The organism is Citreicoccus inhibens (assembly GCF_019039035.1).
Classification (GTDB): Bacteria; Myxococcota; Myxococcia; order Myxococcales; family Myxococcaceae; genus Citreicoccus; species Citreicoccus inhibens.
This window is the reverse complement of sequence record NZ_JAHNZT010000008.1, coordinates 61,875-85,410: the sequence shown is the minus strand read 5'-3', so window position 1 is coordinate 85,410 and position 23,536 is coordinate 61,875. Positions and strand designations below refer to the sequence as shown.

Sequence of the window (23,536 nt, the reverse complement as noted above, 5' to 3'; positions counted from 1 at the left end):
CGCCTCGCTCAGTCGAAATGGAAGGTCAGGTGACGCCCGGCGGCGGGGAGCCAGCCGACATCACGGTCCAGGCCCGCCACGCGGACCTCCAGCGGCAGTCGCGCGAGCGAGAGCACCACGTCGACATGTGTCGCCGTCAAATGCAGCAGCGCATCGTGGGCGAAGACCCTGCGCTCCAGCGTCGCTTCCTCCCCCGGCGCCAGGCCCAACGCCCGCGCCAATCGCGCGCGGACATAAGGCATCAGCCAGGCCAACCACCGCTCGAGCGGAGAAGTCGCCTCGGGGGCGGGCACCACTCCAAGCTCGAGCCAGGCCATGTCCGTAACTCCGTAGGGAGCAAGCTCGTTGAGCAGGAGCGCCTCGACTGCGTCGCGAGCGACGACCGAAGCCGCGTCAAGCGAGGCCGTGGCGGCCGTGCTCGGGTGAGGCGCTGTCGTGTCATCGCTTCCAGTCGGTACATCCAGCACGAGGAACCCGCGAGGATGGCGTACGCGCAGCCGCCCGCCTGTGACGCTCCAGGTCCATGGATGTGCTTCAGCCGCGCGGAAGGCGTGTAGCCAGGCGGGTCGAATGCGCCACGTATGGGGCGGCTCAAAGCCATGCCCGGGCGCCTCTCCAGGCCTGCGTCCCGCGAGCTGGGCCAGCACAGTCCACACGGGATCGTTCGGGCGGATGTCGCTCAACAGTCGTCGTCCCACCAGCGCGACGAAGTCCCAGATAGACAGGGACAGGCCCTGGAATCGCGGCTGGGAGAAGTCGCCATACAGCTCCAGGAAGAGCCCCAGATTGACGAGATAGAAGAGACCGCCGAGCGCGGTGGCGATGGGCAGCCCCCAGGCTCTCGCGGAAGGCGGCTCAAGGCGCACAGTCGATGAGGGGGAAAATCCAGAATCGACGGGCGCCTGAACCTGCTCGGATGCAGTCGGCGCGATGCTCGTCGAGCGCGCCTCCACAATGGAGTCGAGAGTCGCAGCAGAGACGCTCCCGTCCGACGACTGTGGCGCGTGCGTGAGCGTTCCAAGGTCGCTACTGGAGCGCGGCGCGGCGGTAACACGGCGAGGACCGGCCTCGCGCCGAATCGGGAGACTCTCGGGTGCCGCCTCCGCGAGCGCCCGCTCCAAGGCATCGGGTGCTCGCCTGGGGGAATCGGCCACCAACGGATAAGGGCTCGGCGCGGAGTCCGCCCCAGTTGCGGAGGAGGCGCGAGGCGCCGCGACACGCTGGGTCGGCTCGAACTCCGGTGAGTTCGCAAGAGGAGTTGCTTCACGGCGTTCGGTTTCGCGTGGCGGTCGAACTGGCTGCCGCCATGCGCGCGCGGCCTCGATGAACGGCGCCAGCCGCATCACGGCTGGAGCCCGCTGAATCATCAGCGAGACTCCGATCCACGCTTGATGCGCAATCGAAGCCCCGAGGCTTTGCGTCTCCGGAGCCCATGACTCCCAAGGCGGGGCGGGCCGCAGTGCAGTCACGGGGCCCGGATGCTCGATTGCGGAAGTGGAAGCCGCCACGGATTCCATTCCCGCGGACAGCGGTTCGTTCATCACCAAGGACAGCGCCGTGAGGCCGTGGACTTCGCAGACCCGCGCGAGCAGCACGCGTGCCTCGTCCTCGCTGAAGCGCGCGGCGACGAGGGACGTCTCGCGGCGACTTGCCACGTGGATGAGCGCGGCGGGGACGTACTCGGGGCGGCGCAGCCACTCCTCGACCATGCACCGAGCGAAATCTGCCGCGGGAAACAGGCCGCGCCACCACCAGTTCAACGCGGCCGTGCCTCGGCAGACATCGCTCGCGAGGCAGGCCAGGAGTTCCGCGCGGTCCAGGAACAGCACGGCCTCGGTGCCCGCGGGCACTGCGCCCTGCGCGGGGCGTGCCGCGCTCGCAACCTGGGCGCGCAGGGCCTTGACCCATGCCTCCTCCCAAAGAGGAGGAGGGCGGACGGCGAGCTGCCTCACCGGCAACATCCCCGGTCGGGGATCCGCCAACCGTCGAATGCAGACGGTTGCCGAGGGAGGCAGCCCGAGAGAAGCGAGGTGGGCGCCGCTCAACAGGCTCTCCAGGCGCAGCTTCGCGGAGAGCGGCTCCAAGTCCGCCCCGCGCAGCTTCAGCCGCCCGATGATCGTCTCGCCCACGCCCGCTCCGTCACGCATCGTCGCGACGACCTCTCCGACGGGCCACGAACGCGAGGAATAGGAGTCCCGTGACGCCCGATGCGCCCGTGGTGGGCGTCCGGCGGCAACCACAGTCCGGCACCGGCTTGCCTCCGTCCTGGGCCTCGGGGAACTCCGCGTGAGTGACCAGGTCCACCGACTCACCCTCGGGGACGTCGATGTAGTAGGTGGCCGGCGTGTCCTTGTCCTCGACTCCCGTCGGCAGCGTCGGCACCGGGCGCGTGGGGAGGTCCGGCAAGGGCCGGGTCGGGATGGGCGCTCGGGTGAGGATGCTCCCGGCGCGGTCACGCGGAAGCGTCGAGATAGGGCCTTGCACCGGAGGCGTGACGGCCAATTGAGGCCGGACCGTCCCGAGGTCCTTCTCGATGGGAGGGCGTCGCGGGAAGAGCACCAGCCGGTCCGGCACGCTCATGAGGTCCAGGCGGGGCAGGGCGCGCACGGGCAACTCGGGCCGCGCGCTCTTCACCTGGAGCTGCCACCTCCGGTTGAGCACCGCCTCCTCCTCGGGAGGTTTGCCCGGGATGATGGGAGGCGTGGTGTGGTCCACCACGTAGCCGAACGAGCCCATCGAATCGAGCAGGCGATACGGCGTGCCCCGGATGGTCACGGTCTGCCCCGTCTCGCGGTAGCCGTGGAACAGCCAGGTCATCCGCGCGACGCGCTTGGGGGTGTCTCCCTTCTGCCCGTCGGTGTTGAGGACCTTCATGCCCTTCACCGTGTCCAGTCGCAGCCGCGTCACCTTCTTCACCGGATCCGTGGGGAGGCCGCGGGTCGCGAGCTGCGCGGTGCGCTCGAACACGGACGCGGTGCCGAAGTCCATGTTCCGGTAGGCGGAGCTGTTGATGAACGTGACCGGGGTCCCTCCCGAGGTCAGGTCCACGAGGATGCATTGATGCGCATGCCCCGTGTAGTCCGTCTGCTCCTGGGCATTGAGGATCCATGACGGAATCTGAAGCGTCTGGGTTCCGCCGTTCTTGGCGATGACTCCCGAGGGTGGGCTCGGGTTGTTCGCCACGGGCACCGCCTTCCAACTCTGATCCGTCTGCAGGCCGAAGTTGGCGATTCGGAACGTCGCTCGCACCCCGGACGCATCCGTGCTTCCGCTGTTGGTGACGACCGCCTGGAACACGTTCTGTCCCGCCACGCCCGGATTCATGATGAGCGTGGGCGAGCTGTTGTTGGTGCGGATGTCCGAGGCCTTGATGGACAGCCCCGTGCACGTTCCGCCTCCTCCCATCGACAGGGCACCCCAGGTGCTCGTGTCAGGCGTGGACGTATCCAGGAACCCGAGCGGCGGCGGAGTCCCCGTCGGCCAGCGCTCCGACAGCACGGAGGCGTCCAGGTTGTTCACGCGCATCACGTTGACGTAGACGCGCGGATTCGTGGCGCCCGCGAGGTTGAGGTTCGCGCTGGGAAGGCGCATCTCCACGAACCAGGAGTTGTCGTTGGCACCCGCGCTGGCCGTGCTCACCTTCGCGTCCAGCCAGAAGCCCCCGGGCGCGTTGGGATCCAACTCGGCGTTCACCTTGTGCATCACCGTGCCCCAGTCCACCACGCCCCCCGTCGCGGTGTCGGACTCGAAGTAGTCGAGCTGCGCGGGGCGCTGGTTGGCCTCCACGCCGTTCCCGTCTTCGACGAGCGGGTAGATGATGAGGCGCCGGTATCGCTTGGGCCCGGCGCCCAGGTCGAACGCGAGGACGATGGCGTCCTCCGCGTCGAAGTGCGGGTCGTTGTTCACCTCCACGGACAGGAAGGCATTGCCGGTGCTGCGCACGGCCTGAATCACGGCGTGCGGCTTGTCGGTGCCGTTGCTGGCCTCGTAGCGGAACGCACCCGTCCATCCCTTGTCGGAGGGGATGAGGCCGTCCACCGTGGGCGGGCCCGGGCTGAACGGGACGCCGCCCGCATCTCGCATGCACATCGCGTTGTCATCCGCGCGCGCTGCGGGGCTCGCCAGCAGCGCGGCGCTCCCCAACGCCAGCGCGGGAAGCCAGCGCGGCACTGCACTCCATCGTGTGTTCATGTGGCTCCTCGGTGGCCCCTCGTCGTCGAGGGGCCGCAGTGTCCTCACGCCGTTATTCGCGCCGGCCCCGGCGGCTCGCCATGAAGCCAAGCATCAGCATGCCCATCAGCCCCACGGTGCTCGCGGACCCCGTGCGCTTGCACCCGCAGCTCTCCCCAATGGTGCCGCCATGGCCCCCCGTACCGCCGTCGGTGCCGCCGGACGTGCCACCGTCCTGTGTCTCGCCGTTGGGCTCCGGGTACTCGGCCCGCGTGGTGATGGCGAGCGTCTTCCCGTCCTCGATATCCGCCAGGTAGTAGCGCATCGTCGGGGGCATCTCACGAGCGCGCGGATTGAGCGGGATGCCCTTCACGTCGAGTCGCCACTTGGAGGCCGGGTTCTCGGTCGTGTCGTTGGGCGACAGCTCGTGACGGATGACGTAGCCGAAGGAACCCACCGGCTCGACGACCTCGAACGCCTTCTTCTTGATGGTGATGCCCGCGCCCAGGTGGCGGTATCCGTGGAAGAGCCACGTCGCCTCGGTGCCGCGTGCCTGACGTGTCCCCTCACTCTGGCGGAGGGGCGCGAACTCGGAGGAGGCGAGCAGCTCGATGCGGTGCGCCTTCGCCTCACGCGGCAGCTTGTAGCCCTGGGTCGCGATCTCCGCCGTGCGCTCGAACGTGGACGCGGTCCCGAAGTCCATGTTGCGCCAGGCGCTCCGATTGATGAACAGCGTGCGCGCGTCGCCCGACTCGACCTCCGCCAGGATGCACTGGTGCGGATGGGCGCTGTAGTCCGCCTGCTGCGCGGCCGTCAGCGTCCAGTCGCCAGTGCTCAGCATCGCGCTGGAGATGGGGGGCACGGAGCCGGGGGGCGTCGGGTTGTTGGCTGCGGGCACGGGCTGCCAGCTCAGCGGTGCCGGCAAGCCGAAGTTGGCGATCTTGAACGTGGCCTTGATGTCATTGGCCGAGAGGCTCACGCCCGTGTCGCTCTCCGAGTTGTTGTGCAGGTTGACGCGGAAGGAGTTGGGGGCATTGAGCTTGATGAGGCCCGACGGCGAGTTGTTCGTGGTGATGTCGTTGTAGTCAAAGGACACGCCGCCGCAGCCGGTCGTCCCGAAGGTACCCGCGCCCCAGTCCGCCGGAGCGGGCGTGGCGTTCTCCAAGTCCACGAAGTTGGCGGGCACCGGCGCGTTGCTCGGCCACTGGAGCGAGGGAGTGATGGCGATCAGCGAGTCCACGCGGAACGCATCCAGGAACAGCTTGAAGTCGGTGCCGGGGGGGAAGTTGATGCCCGGGGCCGCCGCGCTGGCCGCCACAGGAATCTTCATCTCTACGGTCCAACTCTTGTGGCCCACGCCGCCGTCCGTGCTCTTGACCTTCGCGTCGAGCCAGAACGTGCCCGCGACCAGTGAGGCGTGCGGAATGGTCGTCCCCGTGCCCCAGACGACCTTGCCGCTCCCGTCCAGCGTGCCGGATTGCCAGAGCTGAACCTCGCGCAGCCGAGCGTCCGCGGCGGCCCCCGTCCCCGCGAAGAGCGGGAACAGGTGCAGGCGACGATAGCGATTCGTCGCCCCGCCCACGTCGAAGGTGAGCACCAGCACGTCCTCGTCATCGAACGTGGCGTCGTTGTTCACCTCGAACGAGAGATAGACATTGCCGCCATCCCGGCTGCCCTGGATGACGCCGTGGGAGGAACTCGTCCCGTTGCCGAACTCGTAGCGGAACGAGCCCGTCCACCCCAGGTCCCCCGCGACGTTTCCGTCAATCGTGGGCGGCCCAGGAACTCCTGGCACGCCCGTCACGTTGCGGAAGCACAGCTTCTGCGCGGTGGCCGCGTCCGCGCGAGGCGCCGCGGCCAGGAACATGGCCAGGAATAAGGCGCTGAGCGCGCGGATGGTGCCACCTGAATGCTTGTCAGACCGACTCACGATTCCGACCCCCCTTGTTTTGCCCATGGGTGCATGGGCGATTCAGACTCGCTTCAGCTTTTGAGATACCTGCCCGAACTTGGACGAGTCCGTCGTGGACACGACGGTCATCGACAAGTCCGCCGAGGCTGGCGCGGTGGCCCCGGGTTGCACGGTGACGTAGATGTTGGTGGACCCCGCGGCGGACATATTGAATTGCCAGACGAGCGGCGTGCTCGGCGAGGCGCTGGACAGCTTCGCGCCCCACAGGTTGGTGGTGTCCGCGGGCAGGCTCAGCGTCACCTGGTATGTGCCCGCGACGGGGATGTCCGCCGCGAAGCGCAAGGTGACCTGCGTGCCCGGCGACGCCTGGACCTCGTCTGTCGTGGTGTTGAGCGCCCCGGTGGGTGACACCAACGTGCGCGACAGCGGAATGGTGGGCGTCTGGGACGTGCTGCCCACCGTGAAGCCAAAGTCTCCAGACGAGCCGGTGAACTGCACGTTGAGCTTGGAGGTCATCACCAAGCGCAGCTTGGCGCTGCCCGTCACGCCAGCTGGCACGGTGGCGCGGACGACGATCTGCTTCACGGTGCCGTTGGGCGCGTCGCCGCGGGCCATGAACAGCTCGCCGTTGGGCAGGGGCGTCCGCTGGGTCGTGGTGTCCGTCACCTGCGTGACCCACGTGCCCGTCGTGCCCGTGGGCTGCAGCGTGGCCGCCAGCTTGAAGGTCTCGTCCATGTTGGAGATGACCTTGAGCGTGTAGAAGAAGTCGTAGGTGCCGCCCGCGGTGATGGTGCCGGTGGGCGCCTGGGCCATGGTGGCCTGGATGCTTCCGTCCGGAACGGTGGGCAGGGCCTGGCCCACCTGCACCGTGGTGGACGCGAACCCTCGCGCGTTGCTCACCGAGAGGCTGACGGGTCTCCCCTCGGGTGGGACGTTGGGGATGGTGGGCAGGTCGAAGATGAGCTGGCTGTCGGAGCTGCCCGCCTTGAACGCGGTGACCATCACCGTGTCGATGAGCACCGTGTTGAGCCCCGCGGTGCCGAAGCCTCGGCCGAGCACCCGCATCTCCGTGCCCATGCGGATGAGTCCCGCGGGGAGCACGTCCAGGATGGCCAGCACCGCGATGGACGCCTCCAACTGCGTCAATCGCTGGTCCTGTGCCTTCAGGTAGTCGACGAGGTCGTTGAACAGCGCCGAGCTGATGAGATCGCCCGGCTTGACCTTGGAAGGAAGGGACATGGAAGGGTAGCTCCTCGAGGCTCAGGGGCCGGGTTGATCCGCGCTGGGACCGCCAGATGCGTAGTTCGCGTAGTTCCACTTCGACGTGTCGAAGCGCGGGTCACCCCAGTAGGGAATGTGTCCCGTGGCGAAGACGAGATACGGCTGGGGCTTGGGGCCTGTCAGGGCCGACAGTGCCTGCTGGTTCTCGCGCACGACGTAGAGCCAGATGAGCTCCTTGCGGGCCAGCTCGATGGGTGGGTACGCGCGCGCGGTAGAGAGCAGCGACGGAAGCCGCGCGCCCTCGATGTTGATGGGCGCCCGTACAGTGAGCCCCTCGAAGAACTTGAGATAGTCAAAGCCACGCGTGCCCGTGTATCCGCCGAGCGGGAGGATGCCCGCCGCGGGCAGATACGCGAAGTGGTCCGTGGCTCGCACGGTGCCCGGGTTGACCGCGTCGACGCGCAGCCGCTCGATGTGCTCCTGGAACTGGAGATACATCGCCTCGGCTTCCACCTCGCGGCGGTCACCAGGGCCGGCCAGCCACGGAAGGGGGTTGCCCACGCGCGCCACGCGCCGCCGCGCGGCCCACATGTCGATGAACCGGATGCCCGCGCCGTCCTTCCAGTGCAAGAGGGCCAGCGGCACGTCGCAGGGCGTGAGGAAGCGCGAACGGAGCGCGTCCAGCAGGCCGTATCCCCCTGTCGGCTCGGCGAAGGGCCACGTTACGAAGGACGAGGCATCCGGGTCCGTGGTGCCAAAGCACTGATGGGCCACCAGGTTGCGCAGCGTCAGGGCGTTGGAGGCCAGCGCGCTCGTGAGCGCGGCGTCCTGGTCCAACCGCAGCAGCCGGAAGCAGACCCCCGCCACGACCTGCCTGGCATCGCAGCCAGACTGCACGCCACCCAGGCCACTCGCGACGGCGCGTCCCTCGCGTCCGGACGCAGGCGCCATCACCAGGACGTAGATGCCTGTTCCGGACACGTAGGTGCTGCCGGGCAGCGAGCAGGCTCCAAAGGCCCCCGAGCCCGCTGCCGCGCTCGCCGCGCCCTCGACGGCGCCTTGGAGGAGCGAGACCTCCACGGGTTGGAGCAACTCCAGGGCCTCTCCGTCGCGACTGAGGGCCAGGCCTGGTTGCACCGTGACAAGCGGAGTGCTGGGCGAGTTGTCCAGCGAGAGGCCCACCTCCAGGCCATACGCCACGCCCTCGCCCAGCGCACGGCCGAGGCGCTCCTGGGCTGCGTCGCGCGCGGCCTGCTCCCGGCTCAGGTCCTCGGCGGACAGCAATCGTCCGTTGAAGAAGTTCGTCGAGCGGATGCCGTCCTTCAGGAACGGCGTGTCCAATGCAATGCGCATGGGCTACCTCAGCGTGACGGGCTTGAGGAAGTACTGGCTCACCTCCAGGACGACCTGGAGCTTGATGAGCGTGGCGGACGGCACCACGAGGCCCTTGTCGAAGACCTGGAGCGTGAAGCCCTTTTCATCGAAGGCGACGAGGTACACGGTGGGCGCCTGCACCGCCGTGTTCGCCACCAGCAGGGGCTTGATGACGTACTGCCACGTGTCTGGCTTGTTCGCGTAGCCGTTGAAGGTGAACGACACCTTTCCATCCGCGGCGCCCACCGCGTAGGCCTTCAGTCCGTTGTAGGCGCTCTTGGCGTCACCGGCGGGATCCATGGGCACGGTGCCGGCAGCCACCATCAGGTAGTCCGGGAGCGACGCGGGGCGGTGCACCGCGGTGGTGTCTCGCGCGAGGCCCGCGAGCGCCCACTCCTGCATCAGTCGCAAGTGCCAGAGGAAGGGGCGGCTCGCCTCATCGATGACAATGGGCGTGGCGTCCTTCACCTTCCAGTTTCCCCCCCCCAGCTCCTTCACCACCGGCACGTCCACCGCGGCCAACAGGACGCAGTCCACGTCCGAGGCGGGGAGGGCATTCACGGGCTGCTGGCAGCCCTGGGCCTCACCCAGCCAGTTGGGGCGCCACAGCGCGCGCAGCTCCGTCGCCCACACGCGCAGCGCCGCCCGGAGGAATGACTCCACGTCCCCCGCGTAGACGCGCAGCGGTGCGGCCGGAGACGTGTCCAACAGCCAATCCGTCTCCGGACTCAGCGGCGAGGGCTGCACCACGGCGGCGCGAAGGGCGGTGAGAAGATCCGCCAGCGTGGCGGTGCCTGTCGCGTCCGGAACGACCTCCATGTGGGCGCGCAGCCAGCGCACCAGGTCGCGCACCGCCTGCTCCTCCGTGGGCTCCTCGGGGGGCGCGAGGCGGAACTCCAACTTGAAGTCATCCGTGCGCCGCGAGGGCGCCATCGAGTCGTCCTCGGTGCGGCAGGGCTCGCCGGGCACCGGAACCGAGTCCGTCTCGCAGTCCCGGTATGAGAGCACCACCCAGAGCCGCAGGACTCCGGCCACGACGCGGGCGTCCACCGTCGTGCCTTGCGCGAGCAGCCAGTCATTGAGAGACGCGCACTGCGCTGGCGTCACGCGCACCAATTGTCCGCGGGGGCTGAGCGCTACGCCGGGGGCCACGCGCACCTCCGGGCCCCGGCTTCCCAGGCCCGCGGTGATGGCCAAACCCCAGGCCGTGCCGTAGCCCAGCAGGTCACGCGCCAGCCACCGGTCGCGCTCGGACAGGTAGGCGAACTCCTGGGTGAAGTCGTCGACGCCGAGCACCATGCCCAGCACGTAGTTGACGTGCTTCGTCGGGTCGGGCGCGGCGCGCTGCGCAGTGGTGGTACTCGGACCAAAGCCGCTCATTGGATGTCACTCCCCTGAATCGAACGACGCCCGAGCGACTCCCTCCCCAGGATGCGCCGGTCCACGGCGTCCTGCGGGGGCCTCGGGGCCAGATGGCTCTCTGCCAGGTACTCGCGTCCGAGCTGCATGGCGGGCATCAGCTCGGGGGCTCGGCTGCCCAGATTCACCAGCGTGTCCACGCCCAGCCGGGCCTCGCCGACGCGCAACATGGCCCAGTAGAACTTCACGTCGAACACCGTGTGGGCCGGCTTCTCCAACTCCACCACGCGCAGCGCGCGCTCCAGTTGCTCGCGCTGCTCCAGCGCGGCCCCTCCCTCGGGAACGGGGAGCACCACCGTGAAGCGATGCGCCGCAGCGCGCACGGGCAGCACCACCGTCTCGAAGTGGTACCAGTCCACCAGCGCGGCCCCGTCCGCTGGCAGCGCCGTGGGAAGCGCGACCTGCGAGAACTCCGCCGCATGGCTGGCATGCGCGAGCGCGAAGGCGTCGAACTGCTGGTAGCGGCGCGCCAGGAACTCGCGCCAGCGCGGCACGTCCGCGTCGGTGGCGGCGGGAACGAAGCCGAGCGAGAGCACGCAGAAGTCGCGCCAGGCCTCGGCCATGGCTGGATCGGCGGGTGCACGCAGCGGATAGGTGTCCGGCAACGACGCCTCGGTGACGCCCGCGTCCGTCAGGGCCTCGCGGTAGCGCGACACCAGCAGGGCCCGGCCCTGAGTGGGCTCCCAGCGCGGCGCGGGCGCGACGACGCGCAGCCCTCCAGCGGGTGTGGTGAGGGGCGCGATGAAGGGCGTGCGAGCCGCGCGGAACCGCTCGACAATGCGGATCCGCGCGCGGGTCGGGTCCACGTCCTCCGTGAAGAGGGTGGCGTCCACGCACGGGTCCAAGGCGAGGCGCAGCGCCATGCGGAGGCCATGCGCGGTGCCGCGCCACTGGAAGAAGTCCATCGTGTGGCGCAGGAAAAGCCGCCGTCTCGGCTCATCCCAGGCGGGGTCCAGCACCACCGCGAACCAGGAGGCCAACCACTCGAGCGCCTCGGGTGGCGCGCCGCGCGCATCGAAGAGAACCTGGGCCGCGGCGATGCGGTCCTCCAAGGGCGTGAGCAATCCCTCGACGTTGGCCAGGAATCGTTCCAGGAAGCCGGCGGACTCGGGCTGCTCGCGGTAGAGGGCGGGCAGGTAGTTCTCGGCGTAGGAGAAGCGCGGGTACCAGATGCGCAGGGCGAAGAGCCGCGGCGTGGTGCCCCCGCCCCCCGTGAGCGTCAGCTCGACTTGGGCGTAGCGGCCTCGGGCGCGCTGGAAGAGGACCTCGAAGGTGCCGCGGTACTCGCCGCGCGCCGTGGGCGCGAAGGGCTGCTCGGAGCCGCTCGCGCGCTTCAGCAGCGCGGGCTCCTCGGAGAAAGGCTGGGTCTCCAGCTCCGCCACCTCGTTGGCGGCACGGCTTCTCACGGTGACGGAAGCGCCGGGGGGAATCGAGGCATCGAGCATCAGCCGGTGCCACACGCACTCGGGCGTGCGGCCATCCAACACGGGCGTGCGCAGCGTCGCGCTCGGCGCGAAGCGGGGACGCCGCTGCGCCACCAGCGGGATGAAGGTGTCTCCGAAGTCGTAGTAGGCGCACTGCGCGAACGCGATGAGCGCCTTGCCTCCGAACAGCCGCATGGGCAGGTACTCGGCCAGGGGCATGGCCCCGAGCTGCGCGCCCGGTGCGCCGTGAAGCTCGAACGCGAAGGCCTGGTTCCCGTCCCGCGCGACCACCTGCAGGCGGTCTGGCACGCCGCCCTCACCTCGGATGAGCGCCATGTCATGCGCCACCAACGGGAAGCTGAACGACGGGTTCCCCGGCTGCGCGAGGCTGGTGACCTCCAGCGGTACGGGTGTCCCCTCCAGCACACCGTCGCGGAACACGAGCAGCCGGCTATCGGCGAGGCCTCGGTCCAGCACGACGACGCGGCCATCCTGGAGGACCTCCACCGAGATGGGGTCTCGCGCGGCATGGGGGCCCGGGCCGCCCAGGGCCACGGGCTCGGGGAACGTCTCCGCGGCGGTGCGGCGCGTGAAGCCCCCGTCGCGAGGCTGAAATGCGTCCACCTTCGACGCGGTGACGACCGTCTCGGCGCCTGTACGCACCGCGCGCAGCGACGCATCCAGGTACCAGAGCCGCTGATGCGCACGGTCAAGTACGACGGCGCCCCCAGCGGGGGTCGCGGCAAGGTCCCACGGCGTGAAGGGGAGACCGGCGGCTGGCGCGGGCCAGAGGAAGTGCGTCGGAGGGCCACCCGAGTGCAGGTCGAAGACCAGGAGCCCCGCGGGTGCGACCGTGCCCACCACGAGGTAGTGGTGCTCGGTGACCGCGAGTCCCGAGAGAGGCAGCGGCGCGCGCGGGCCGGGCGAGGCCATGGGACCGAACTCTCCCGCGCGAGTCTCGCTCTCTGCGTCCAGAGGCGCCGGCCAGAAGTCGCTCGTGAGTCGAGAGCCGCTGGACAGAACCTTCACGGTGCGACCGTCGCGGTCGATCCAATAGAAGTTCCCGTATCGGTCGCGTGCGGCGCCGCGTCGATCCTCCATCGCGGGTTGCCGGTCACCGGTGCCCGCGACGAACGCGTAGAGCTCCGAGCGCAGGGCCAGCTCGGAGCGCACCGTGTCCCAGGCCAGGTCCACGGGCGTCGCGGGCGAGCCTTCCCAGGCTTGCCCCAGCGGCTGACCGTCGCTCGTGCAGCGACCCCAGTCGTCGCGGCCGAGCAGCAGGTGGAAGCGCGTGCCGTTGGCGTCCATGGTTAGCGGCACTCCTCGGGGACGATCGGGACGGACACGAATGGCCGCTGGGGGCCGCTGGACACCGGGCCCGTGCCGCGCACCGCATCGAGCGAGGGCGCGTCCCCCACGGCCACGGAGAGGCCCGCGAGCCGAGGCAGCTGCATGCCCCGCATTGGCACGCTGTCCTGCTCCGCGCCCGTGGCGAGTCCGAGCCGCACCCCGCGCACCCAGGCCACCCCCGGCACGCGGCTGCACACGGCGGACAACTCCAGCGCCACCACGGTCTTGCGAAGAGGCCAACCCCGGTTCGCTGTCACCTCCAGCAGGTCCGTGTCCTCCGGGGGCAAGGGCGAGAGGAAGTCCTCGAGGGCCGCGCGCACGGCCTCCGTCACCACGGCTTGCGACACACCGGCCACCAGGTCCACCCCCACCGTCACCCAAACAGGCTGGTACTGCGGGCGGCGCACGAAGACCTCTGTCGTCACCAGACGTCGCGGGGCGATCCAACAGGCGATGGCATCCAGGAAGCTGTCGGGTCCAGCCGAGTCTGACGGGTCCGGCGCGTTGCGCGGGATGGCCAGGAGCGTCACGGCGCCCGGCGCGTCGCCCGGCTCGTTGGGGGAGAGCGCAGGGTGGAAGGCGGGGAGCACCTCCACGCGCCCCACGGCGACACCAGGGGTGCGCAGCACGAGCGTCTCGAAGTCTCGCGCCGTCACCAGCCGGTCCCGATGCTGAAGGTATCGAGCGATGTGCTTCTCGCCCTGGCTGGCATCCTCCGCGTCGGCACCTCCCCACGTGGGCAGCGGATTCTCCACGCTCATTCCCGTGGGCAGAGAAGGCCCGCTCGCGATGGCTCCGGGCCCGACGTTGCCAGCGCGGCCAACGCCGTGGTCATAGCTGGCGCGCAACGTGGACCCGAGCGGCGGTCGTGCGCCGTGCGCGCCATCGCCGAAGCGCAGCTCGCCGGACTCCGGATCGACCGTGAACACCTTGGCGGGGGACGTGCTCGCGGCCCACGCGCCTGGAGGCAGGCGAGCGTCAGGGACCGCGACCTCCGGACCCGCGCTCATCAAGTCATCGGTCTCTGTCCACTCCGTCTCCACGTCGTTGACGGACACGGTGAGGCGCACCGAGCCCGGCACCACCGGCACTCGCGCCAGCTTGATGCGCTGGTCCGGCTCGCCCGTGCCCAGCGGCAGCACCTCGCCCGTTACTTGCTCGCACTGCCGGATGGGCGCGGCGTTGAGGCCCACCCATAGCAATCGGGTGGCGGTCGGCGCCGAACTGGTGATGCGCAGCCAGGTCAGCACACGGCCCGCCTGCTCCTCGTTGTCGAGCGCGGGCGGGAAGTCCCGCGTCCCCGCCTCCAGCGGATCGAGGTTCGTCCACAGCCGCAGCTCCTCCTCGGTCGCGGGCAGCGCGATGTCCACCACCGTGGGCGAGGCCGGGACCTCGACGGTGGTCAGCGTGCGCCAGGCCGCGTTGCGCAGCGCCGGGTCCTCGGGCAGCACACCGCCGGGCGGCAGCCGCGGCACCTGGAACTGAAGGACCGCCGAGCCCGTGGGCGTGGCGCGCTCACCCGGTGGCAGCGAGCGCCCATTCGAGGTCTCCGCGGGAACGATGCCGAGCGTCAGGACGCGGCCGCGCAAGGCCTCGCGCGCATGGGTCGCCGCGTCGGGCAGGCGCTTATCCGCGGGCCGCAGCAACAGCGCGACCCACAGCGCCTGGTCCACCGCGTCCGCGCCGAGGTCCAGCGCCTCGGTGCCGCGTGGAGAGAAGGGCGTCGTCGCGTAGAACTGGAGGCTGCTCAGCGGCGCGGGCGGCGGCTGCGTGACGGTGAAGGATGCGTAGAGCTGCTGGTAGTACTCCTTTACGCGCGCCTCGGGCGTGACCGCCTTCTTGTAGAAGAAGGCCGCCTCCACCGGCAGTACGTCGAGCCCGCGCTCGGTGCGGAAGGGGACTTGTCCCGCGCGCACCTCCACGCCATCGCTCAGGGTGAGGGTTTGAGGAGCGCCGCCGCGCTCGTTGCGCAGCACGACCATTCCCCGCGCGGACGCGGCGGGTTGGAGCGGCACCCCGAGGAGCTGAAGAAACTTGAGCCGGTTGCGCTCCGGAATCTGGTTGGCGCGATACAGCAAGCTCTCCGTGAGAAAGGCGAAGAGCTCCAGCAGCGTCACGCCCGGGTCGGACTTATTGAAGTTGGTCCACTCGGGGTTGTGCAGTGGGATGCGCGCGAGCGCTTCATCCAGCAGTTGCTGGTACGTGCGGTCGTCAATCGTGGGGAGGGTCAGTGGCACGGTGTCTTATCCCGCGAGCGTGACGCCCAGGTTGATGCGCTCCTTCGCCCCCGTGGCGACGAGCTTGTAGGTGATGGTGGCGATGGCGCTGCGCGCGTCCGCCGGGTCTTGCTCCACCGTCACGGAGTCCACCGCGATCCGCGGCTCCCATCGAGCGAGGGCGCGACTGATGCGCTCGGCGAGCTGATGACGTGTCGTGACGGTGTTCGGCTCGAACAGCGATTGCGCCAGGTTCCCGCCGAACTCCGGCAACAGGATGCGCTCCCGCTGCTGTGTTCCCAGGATGACCTGGATGGACTCGCGCACATTGCGCTCGCCCTCGGACCACTGGATGCGCCCGTCCGGCCCCACCCGCGGAGGAAAGCTGATGCCACGCCCGAGCAACTTACCGGTGTCCATGCGGCTAGCCCTCCTTCACCTTCGGCAGGCAGATCTTCAGGAAGGGCATCCACCAGAAGATGATGTTGAGCAGGCTGAAGAAGATCATCAGCACGATGAACGCGCACAGCGTGATGATGGGAATGGAGAACATGCACAGCTCCCCCAGGTTGAACGACGTGCCGGCATCCAGCTCTCCGTCCATCGTCTTCTTCAGGTCCTGCACGCGAGACATCTGCTTGCGCAGCCCCTTGGACAACGCGAAGCCGACGTTCTTCTTGAATTTGCGAAGCCCCCGAATGCTCGTGTCGACCGGCAGCACGATTCGCACCGGCCGCCCCGGTGCATCCGGGTCGAAGAACGGCGCGAGCCGGAAGTCTTCTGTCGCGGTACTCACCACCGGCGGACACAGCGGGCCGCACGCCGGCCGCAGGTACACGCAGCGCAGCACATAGTGCGTCTCACCCGGGTCCTGGAGTTTCGCCACCGGCACGGGCTCCGACGGCAGCGTGTACGTCCCCGTTACGACCGCCGCGAGCAACGCGGCCCGCAGGGCATCAGGTGACACGCCGCTCGAACGCAGGTTGAAGTCGAGCCCCGCGCTCTCTCCTCGCCCGAGTTGTGCACGGTGCTCCCAGGCCCACGTGAGCGCGGCGCGCCACGTCGTGGCCGAGCCCGGGACGACGGGTTGATTGGCCAGCAGTTGATACAAATCCGAGCATGCGCCGCCTGGGTTGATGCCTCCCGGAAGCGCGGTCCAGAAGGCCTGCATGCGCGTGGCCAGCAGGGTGGCGAAGTCGAGCAGGAGGAATCGAGACACCTCCTTCTGCGCGGCGGTCTGCTCGTCGCGATCGGCCTGGGCCGCGCCGCCCGGCAAGTCCTTCCAGCGCTTGAGCTGCTCGTAGGTCCCGGCGACCTTCGCCTCGGCCTCCTCCTTCAAGGCCACTTGCGGGTCCGCGGGCTGGAAGGCCTCCGCGGCTTCGAAGGTGGCCTGACTGGACGTGGGGATGAGCCCCACGAGCATGCGCCGGCGCTTCCCCTCCACCGCGAAGTTCACGGGGAAGAGCGGGAGCTGTTCCTCCCCCGTCGCCAGCCGCGAGGCCTGTTCGGACGCCAGGGGCTGCCAGATTCGGCGATTCTTCCGCGCGTCCTTCGTGTCCGGGACCCAGGCCTCTTCGACGCCCCCCGCGCCGCGCCGGCGCAGCACGAAGGCGGCCTTGTCGCCGTGCGCGGTGTCCACCACGTGGTCCGGGAGCCCCGGCAGGCGGCACACCAGGCTGGCGGCGACCAGGTAGAACCGCCCGTGGGCGGGCTGGTAGAGCTTGAGCGGCGTCGTGGGCGGATCGTCCGGCTCGCCCGGGTAGCGCTCGCGGTGACTCTCGTACTTCGCCACCAGGTCGCGCAGGTCCGGCCGCGCCTCGGCCTGGAGTCGCTCGGACAACTCCTCCATGAAGCGATCCGAGTCGAACTGGAGGAGCCCGGGTGCCTGCATGCGCGGGGCGTCGTCTCCGGCGCTTGCCCAGAGCGGCGAGGCGGTCACCCACTGGACCGGATGGGGCAGGGTGGTGGCCATCACCACACGTTCCCCGCGCCCGGCGTGTACGAGGCGCTGACCACGCTGTTGGTGATGACGGTGTCGGCCTGCACCACGCCGCTGAAGCGAGACATGCCCGCGTTGACGGTGAGCTGGCTGGCGGAGATCTCCGCCATGCTCGCGTTGACCGTCACCTTCGCGGACGACGTCACCGTGATTCCGCTCGCCTCCAGCTTGACCGAGTTGCCGTTGCTGTCCTTCACCTCCACTGAGCCAGGCCCGTCCTTCAGCGTCATCGTCTGACCGCCCGGGGTCGTGAGCGTGAGCGTTTCGTGACCGTCCGTGTCGTCCAGGGTGATGACCACGCCGTTGCGCGAGTGGATGACCTTCCGGGCGTTCTTCCCTCCGGTGTCCATCGACTCGGGTGGATGGTCCTTGCCGTTCCACAGCGCGCCCACCACGTAGGGCCGGCGCGGGTCACCGGCCTCGAAGCCGATGAGCACCTCGTCCTCCACGTCGGGGACGAACCAGGTGCCGCGCCCCCCTCCCGCCATCAGCGTGGCCAGTCGAGCCCAGGCCGTGTACTGCTCGCCGCCCGAGTCCGGCGACCAGGGCAGCATCACCTTCACGCGTCCCTGATTGCTCGGATCCTTGATGTCCACGACCTTCGCTGGATAGAGGCCGAAGAAGCGGCCCCCCAGTCCATGCGCGCCGCGTGAGTCCGTCACTTGCTCCCAGGGCGAGTGCTCCGTCATGACGGCCTCCCCAATCCTGGTCGCTCGGCCACGAAGTCGGTGCGCAGTCCCTTGGCACCGTCGAACACGTGCTTCACGTCGACGAGCGTGTACGTCCCCGTGAAGAGGGGCCCCACGCCAGACAGCTCCACCCGCGCCCCCACGCGCAGCTTCACGTCCGTCTGCGCGGTGCCTCGTGCCACCACGAAGCGCCGAGCCATCTGCCGGAAGCAGGCCTCGGCCTGGGCCTTCGCCTCGTCGCTGTTCTGCGGCACGGTGTGCACCACCGACTCCTTGCGCTCGCCCAGCTTCGAGGCGAGCAGGCTCGCGCCGCTCTCGTCCGAGCCCAGCTCCGCGCCCAGGACGGATGGTCCCGCCTCGTGGGTGAGCGCGTCCTTGGCGTGCACGTCCCAGCCGCTCACCTTCACGGCGGAGCGCTGCGTCGCCAGGTCCGCGGTCACCACCACTTCGCGCAGCTCGTTGCCCATCCCCAGCTTGAGTGCCTGTCCTTGGGGGCGCGCGGCGCGATGCCTGGCGTGGAGCGTGCGCCCCTCCATCCACAGCTCCGCGTCCACGGCCCGGCAGCGCTCGCGCAGGAAGGCGAGGTCGCTCTGGTTCACTTGTGCGAGGACCGGATGCGTGGGGCCGCGCACCTGGACGTCCGGCGTGAGGCCATGCTTTCCCGCGAGCCGCTCGATGACCTGCTTGTCCGTCACGTCCACGTACGTCGCGGTGCGCCGGGTCATCCGCAGGTCCTGGAAGCGATCCTCCGCGAGCACGGTGATGGCGGGCGGGGAGCTCTCCAGGAAGAGACCCTCCAGCGCGGTGATGCGCCCCTCGAAGAGGACATCCGGGCCCAGCCACACGGAGAAGGTCTTCCCGAAGTCCAGCAGCCTGCGGTCGAAATAGAGGAAGCCCGTACCGCCGTCCTTGGGCCCGAGGTTCCCGAACGTCGCCTCGCAGCGATAGAGCCCGTCGGTGGACTCCTCCACGCACAGCTCCAACAACGCGGACGCGAGCGGTCCCTGCTCCTGTCCGTCCACCTTGAAGGTGGGCCGGGCGATGCGAAGTCGAGTGGTGGTTCCGTCGGCCATGGGAGGAGGGGCTCGGGGTCAGTGCGCGCGGACGCGCTCGGCGCGGGCGTGGTGGCGGGCCAGGGAGCGGGACAGCTCGGTGGCGTGCTGGGCGCGAGACTTCTCGGGGGACGAGGGGGCGCTCGCGCCGGTGTTCGCCGGCGTGGGCGCGGGCTCGGGCGTGACCTCCATCTCATTGATGACCAGGGCCATGGTGTGTCTCCGCTAGCGCTTCACGCCGACGCTCGCGCCGGCCTGCAAGTCGATGAGCTGTCCGGGAGCCAGTCGCCGGGGGTTCTCGATGCCGTTGGCGCTGGCGATGGCGCGCCAGTCGCTGCCCTTGCCTTGACTCGCGGCCATGCCTTGCAAAGTGGAGCCCTGGGTCGCGGACGTCATGGGCGCGGTGCCTGGGGCCTTGCCGCTCGGCCCTCGGGGCGCGCTGGGCGGCGGCGCGTCCGTGGGGCGAAACACGAAGGCGGTGATCTTCTGCTGTGTGAGCCCGAAGGAGACGCTCGCGCGCAGGGGCTTGCCCTCAGGCGAGAAGAACTCCAGCGACTCCTCCATCGACTCCATGATTCCGTCGAACTGGAAGCTGCCCCACACGAAGCGCACCGCGGGAGGGACGAGCTTGTCGCCGTCCTTCTTGGGCGTGATGAAGAACGCGACCTTCTTGGTGAGCTGCCGCACGTCGTCCACGGCGCCGGACTCACCCTCGGCCTGTCCGGACACATCGAACCAGAGCTGCACCGCGAGCTTCGTGGTCCCGGCCCCTACGAACTGACGCGCGGGCGTGCCGCGCTGGTCGCCGCCACCCGAGGGCGTCTGCACCTGGTTGGCGAAGCTGACCTTCAGCGTCTCCGGGTTGAACTGAACCGTCGCCCAGGTGTCGTTCTCGATCTCGTTCTCGAAGTTGGCGTCGAGCTGTCGCAGCTCGGCCTTCGCGAGGGGAGTGGGTTCCGCCATCACGCACCTCCCCGAGACAGGCGCTTGCGCGTCAGCGACTCGTAGGCGAGCTGAAGTTCCTCGATGGCCACCATGCCGTCCTTGGCATTGAGCGGCGGCGCCTTGAGCTTCACGGGCAGGCAGCGCGACAGGACGAACCGCGCGCGCTCGGTCTGCGCGCGCCCCGGGGCGAAGACGACGACCTCCGCGTTGGCACGCAGGCGAGGCCGGCGCTGCATCTCCTCGAACCAGTCCCACAGGTCGAAGCTGGCGGTCATGCCGCGCTTGAGCGTGAGCTGTCCGAAGTTGAGCGCGCCCGTCAGGCGAATCTGCCGCCCGTTGTTGCCACCCTCGCGGATGGTCTTCACGTCCATTGACATCTCCAGGCCATCGCACTCGGAGAACGCCGCGCTGCAGGCCTTGGGCACCAGATCGGGAATCTCGATCTCCACCGCGAAGGCGAAGGCGGTGAAGGGTGCGATGACGGTCTCGTCCTGCGGGGTGGCCATGGCTAACGCGCCTCCGTGACGAGCCCGCGGTCGCCACTCTGGACGAGCCGCACGTTGAGGAAGGTGAGCGGTTGGGACGGCGCTACCTTGATGTCCACGAAGAAGCGCCCCTGCTCTGTCTGGGCCGGGGTATTGAGCGCGTCCCCCGTCACCACCTGGAAGGCGCCCTCGCGCGTGGTGCCCGCGAAGGCGCCGCGGACGAACAGGTCGCCGAGCAGCGCTTCAAAGCCGCGCTGGACCAGGCGGTGGAAACTGGCGTCGTTGGGCTCGAAGACATACGCGGCGCCCAGCTTGAGTGCCGCGCGACGCAAGAGGCTGAGCAGCCGGCGCACATGAATGGGGCGCACGTCCGAGTCCACGGCGAGCGTGTCGGCGCCAAGCGTGAGGAAGGCCCGGGGCTCCTGCCGCACCACGTTCACCTGCGCGTCCTGAAGGTCCAACCACCGCTCGCGAGCCAAGGGGGGCGTGAGCGCCACCACCGCGCGCCATGGCTCGTTGGCTGGCGCCACCCATGCGCCACGCTCCAGGGCCCTCCGCGCGAGGACTCCGCTCGTCGCCCCATCGGGAGGCATCCGCAGTGGCACGTCCGGCCGCTGCTCCTCGGAGACGAAGGTCCACGGGTGGTAGAGCGCGCCGTAGCTGAGCGCGTTCTCCTCCGCGAAGCCCAGCGCTGGGACTCCCTCGGACGCCCCAGCCATGGGCGACTGCAGCAGCCCTGCATGCGCGATGACATCGTCCTCTCGGTAGTGCGCTGGCACGCTCAGCACGGCCAGGATGTCGCCGCGGGCGCAGGACATGCGCAGCAGGGCCCGCTGCACCGCCAGCAAGGGCTCTGGGGAGTAGGACGCCACGGGCTCCAGCCGCCAGTGCACGGCGGGGACGACGGAGACGAGGACGCCGGGCGCATACGGGCCGGGCGTTCCCGAGCGCTCCGCGTGCACGCGGTAGTACCAGCTCCCGGCCGTGCGGCCATGCAGCGTCCGCGCAAGGTCCACGCCGCGATACAGCTCCACCGCGTCGCGGAAGTCGCGGCGTGTGGCCTCCTCGAGGACGTAGGTGAGGTCCGTGCCCGTGACAGCGCTCCATTGCACGGTGAACGCCTGTCCAACCTCGGGCGTGGAGGGCGTGGCGAGCAGGGCCGTGGGCGCGGGAGGGGCCATGCGCGCGCAGTCGAGGAAGGTGCCCCAGGCGGGCTGTGGCGGCGTGTCCCCGGCCTGCGCGGGCGGGTAGGTGGCCACGGGCTCGCGCACCCAGGGCCGATGCACCAGGTCGGGCACGGCGACGAGCGTGACGTCCGCGCGCCACAGCAGGGAATGGATGCCCCGCGGGGCACGTGGCTGGCTGGCCTGGTACCGCAGGAACGCGGCCTGGGCCATCAGCGTGTCCGTGCCCAGGTCGCGCAGGTCGCGGTCCAGGAACAGCTCCGAGCCGAAGTCATTCAGCCCATCGCGGACCAAGGCCTCGCTCGGGGGCGGCACGCACCCGAGCCACCCGCCCGGCACGTCCGTCATCCCCAGTGGGAACGAGAAGGCCTCGCCCTCCGGCCCAGGACCCGCGAGGGGAAAGCGAGACACAGGGATGCCCTGTCGCCAGTCGCCCGGCAGCCGTACCTCGGGGAGTCGCCCTGGGAGTGACTCGGGCTCCTCGTCCCAGGCTCGGCGGACATCGGTGGGCAGAGACCCCCAGTGCCGAGGATGCGCGGGACACAGTCCGAGCAGGTCCAGGCGCGCTGGCTGCTCGTCGCCACGCCGCGTCCACAGGCTCAGCGTCAGGCGCTCGCAGAACACAGGCGTGGACGAGACATCCAGGGGCGGAGCGGTCAGCGCGCGCGATGCCACGCCCGTCACCTGAACCACGCCAGTGCCCTGGCCCAGCACCCGTGACTCCACCGTCAGCCAGTGCTCACCCGTGCCCGCGGCGACCACTCGCAGCACCGCTCCAGGCTCGGGCGCCAGCTCGGCCGACGTGTCCAGGGTGAGCGTCAGGGTTCGACGGTCCGAGGCCGCGCCTGGGTCATCCACCTGGAGCACGGGAATCGTCACGACCTGGCCGTCTCCGCGCGTCCACTGCGCGAAGAGGGGCAGGGCACCCAGGCCCACTCCTGTCTGGAGCCAGCGCGCGCGGGGGCTGCGCACCCGCAGCGTCACCCGGCGCGGAGCAAGGCCGGGCATGGGCAGGGTCTGGGTCGCGTCCACCGACTCGGCGGCATCGACGGGGACGAGCAGCGCCAGCGAACCGTCGCCGAAGGTGAGGCGGAGCAGATCTCCGGGTGCGACACCTCCGGGGACCGTCACCTCCAGCACGACGTCCGTCCCCACGGCGGACCACGTGCCCAGCTCGAGCAGCTCGCGAGTGAGGCTGGTGGCCACGCGCACGTCGTCGGACCAGCTCCCCTCGGAGCGCGCGTGCGCCACGGCCGCGGTCACCTTGCCGGACTCGGAGCAGCGCACCAGCCCAGGGACGGGGAAGGTGTTGGACTTCGCTCCGTCCCCGGCCACGCGCACCACCCAGCACCGCCGGCCTCCATTGCGGAAGAAGGCCCGGACCGCCGAGGCGAGGTGGGCCATCACCACCTCGCCAGTCACCGGGTCCCTCGCCAGCGTGGGGGCCCCTCCGAACACGGCCTCGAAGTCGGCCGGGTCCTCCACGGCCACGGGCACGTGGAGCGGCCCGGACGCGGCGAAGCCCACGAAGGCCGCCACGTCCATGCGGGGCAGCGCCTCCTCGACGGGAGGCGCTTGCACCTCGAAGCGGATGCCGGGAAGGCGTCTGGCGGCCGGGCGACTCACGTCACTCCATCTCCAGGCGCTCGTACGCGAGGGTCAGCTCTTCCATCGCCACGTCCGTGCCCTTCGCGTTGAAGGGGCCGCTCAAGTGCTTGACGATGCGCGCACGCAAGAGCTTCCACGTCTGCACCACCGCGGTGTGGTCCTCGTTCTGGAGTTGGATGGTGACGGTGCGCAGCGCGTTGGGATCGCCGTTTCGCAGTTGATCCAGCCAGCGATACAGGCTGAGCGAGCCAATCACCCCGCGCTTCATGGTGACGTCCGTCGCCTTGTTCAGGCCGGTGATCTTCCGGACGCTGTTCTCCTTCTCGTTGCCGTTGCGGTACTCCGCCACGGTGACTTCCATGCCCACGTTGCTGATTTCCTGGAACCCGGCATCCGCTCCATCCGTACTGCCGGTTCCCAGGTCGACCAGGAAGTTGAACTGCACATAAGGGCGCTCTCGTTGGACAGCCATTGCTCAATCCTCCCGG

Annotated in this window: 17 protein-coding genes; all 17 read right to left on the bottom strand. The window is 69.6% G+C overall.

From position 1 onward, the window contains the following. Positions 1-8: 8 nt before the first annotated feature. Genes KRR26_RS12755 through KRR26_RS12675 form a run of 17 tightly spaced genes read right to left on the bottom strand, consistent with a single transcriptional unit; the run spans position 9 to position 23,520 of the window. Positions 9-2,129, bottom strand: a complete 2,121-nt coding sequence (locus KRR26_RS12755; RefSeq protein ID WP_217079936.1) for a hypothetical protein — start codon at positions 2,127-2,129, stop codon at positions 9-11. Between the two features lie 10 nt (positions 2,130-2,139). Continuing rightward, positions 2,140-4,191 (bottom strand): hypothetical protein, encoded by a 2,052-nt coding sequence (locus tag KRR26_RS12750; RefSeq protein WP_147423025.1) that lies wholly within the window; start codon positions 4,189-4,191, stop codon positions 2,140-2,142. Positions 4,192-4,243: 52 nt separating this feature from the next. After that, positions 4,244-6,100: a DOMON domain-containing protein gene (locus KRR26_RS12745; protein WP_120208887.1), complete on the bottom strand. Its 1,857-nt coding sequence runs from the start codon at positions 6,098-6,100 to the stop codon at positions 4,244-4,246. A 42-nt stretch (positions 6,101-6,142) separates the two neighbouring features. Continuing rightward, positions 6,143-7,321 carry a hypothetical protein gene (locus tag KRR26_RS12740; protein ID WP_120208889.1) on the bottom strand — a complete coding sequence of 393 codons (1,179 nt, stop codon included), beginning with the start codon at positions 7,319-7,321 and terminating at the stop codon, positions 6,143-6,145. 21 nt (positions 7,322-7,342) lie between these two features. Further along, positions 7,343-8,656: a hypothetical protein gene (locus tag KRR26_RS12735; protein ID WP_120208890.1), complete on the bottom strand. Its 1,314-nt coding sequence runs from the start codon at positions 8,654-8,656 to the stop codon at positions 7,343-7,345. A 3-nt stretch (positions 8,657-8,659) separates the two neighbouring features. After that, a complete protein-coding gene (locus KRR26_RS12730; protein ID WP_217079935.1) occupies positions 8,660-10,057 on the bottom strand; it encodes a hypothetical protein in 1,398 nt (465 codons plus the stop codon). Continuing rightward, positions 10,054-12,828, bottom strand: a complete 2,775-nt coding sequence (locus KRR26_RS12725) for a phage tail protein (RefSeq protein ID WP_217079934.1) — start codon at positions 12,826-12,828, stop codon at positions 10,054-10,056. Before KRR26_RS12725 ends, KRR26_RS12730 begins: the two co-directional genes overlap by 4 nt. 2 nt (positions 12,829-12,830) lie before the next feature. After that, positions 12,831-15,107 carry a baseplate J/gp47 family protein gene (locus tag KRR26_RS12720; protein WP_217079933.1) on the bottom strand — a complete coding sequence of 759 codons (2,277 nt, stop codon included), beginning with the start codon at positions 15,105-15,107 and terminating at the stop codon, positions 12,831-12,833. A 6-nt stretch (positions 15,108-15,113) separates the two neighbouring features. Then, positions 15,114-15,506, bottom strand: a complete 393-nt coding sequence (locus KRR26_RS12715; protein ID WP_120208898.1) for a GPW/gp25 family protein — start codon at positions 15,504-15,506, stop codon at positions 15,114-15,116. Positions 15,507-15,510: 4 nt separating this feature from the next. Next, positions 15,511-17,058 (bottom strand): hypothetical protein, encoded by a 1,548-nt coding sequence (locus KRR26_RS12710; protein ID WP_217079932.1) that lies wholly within the window; start codon positions 17,056-17,058, stop codon positions 15,511-15,513. Then, on the bottom strand, positions 17,058-17,774 hold the full coding sequence (locus KRR26_RS12705) for a phage baseplate assembly protein V (RefSeq protein ID WP_120208901.1): 717 nt from the start codon (positions 17,772-17,774) through the stop codon (positions 17,058-17,060). Before KRR26_RS12705 ends, KRR26_RS12710 begins: the two co-directional genes overlap by 1 nt. Further along, positions 17,771-18,847, bottom strand: coding sequence for a phage late control D family protein (locus KRR26_RS12700; RefSeq protein ID WP_217079931.1), 1,077 nt, complete (start codon positions 18,845-18,847; stop codon positions 17,771-17,773). Before KRR26_RS12700 ends, KRR26_RS12705 begins: the two co-directional genes overlap by 4 nt. A gap of 18 nt (positions 18,848-18,865) precedes the next feature. Then, on the bottom strand, positions 18,866-19,039 hold the full coding sequence (locus KRR26_RS12695; RefSeq protein WP_158611539.1) for a hypothetical protein: 174 nt from the start codon (positions 19,037-19,039) through the stop codon (positions 18,866-18,868). A 12-nt stretch (positions 19,040-19,051) separates the two neighbouring features. Further along, entirely contained in the window at positions 19,052-19,789 is a 738-nt protein-coding gene (locus KRR26_RS12690) for a CIS tube protein (RefSeq protein WP_120208904.1), read from the bottom strand. After that, on the bottom strand, positions 19,789-20,277 hold the full coding sequence (locus KRR26_RS12685) for a phage tail protein (protein WP_120208906.1): 489 nt from the start codon (positions 20,275-20,277) through the stop codon (positions 19,789-19,791). The genes KRR26_RS12690 and KRR26_RS12685 overlap by 1 nt, the downstream gene beginning before the upstream one ends. A gap of 2 nt (positions 20,278-20,279) precedes the next feature. After that, positions 20,280-23,066 (bottom strand): hypothetical protein, encoded by a 2,787-nt coding sequence (locus KRR26_RS12680; RefSeq protein ID WP_217079930.1) that lies wholly within the window; start codon positions 23,064-23,066, stop codon positions 20,280-20,282. Between the two features lies 1 nt (position 23,067). After that, positions 23,068-23,520 carry a phage tail protein gene (locus tag KRR26_RS12675; protein WP_120208909.1) on the bottom strand — a complete coding sequence of 151 codons (453 nt, stop codon included), beginning with the start codon at positions 23,518-23,520 and terminating at the stop codon, positions 23,068-23,070. Positions 23,521-23,536 lie beyond the last annotated feature (16 nt).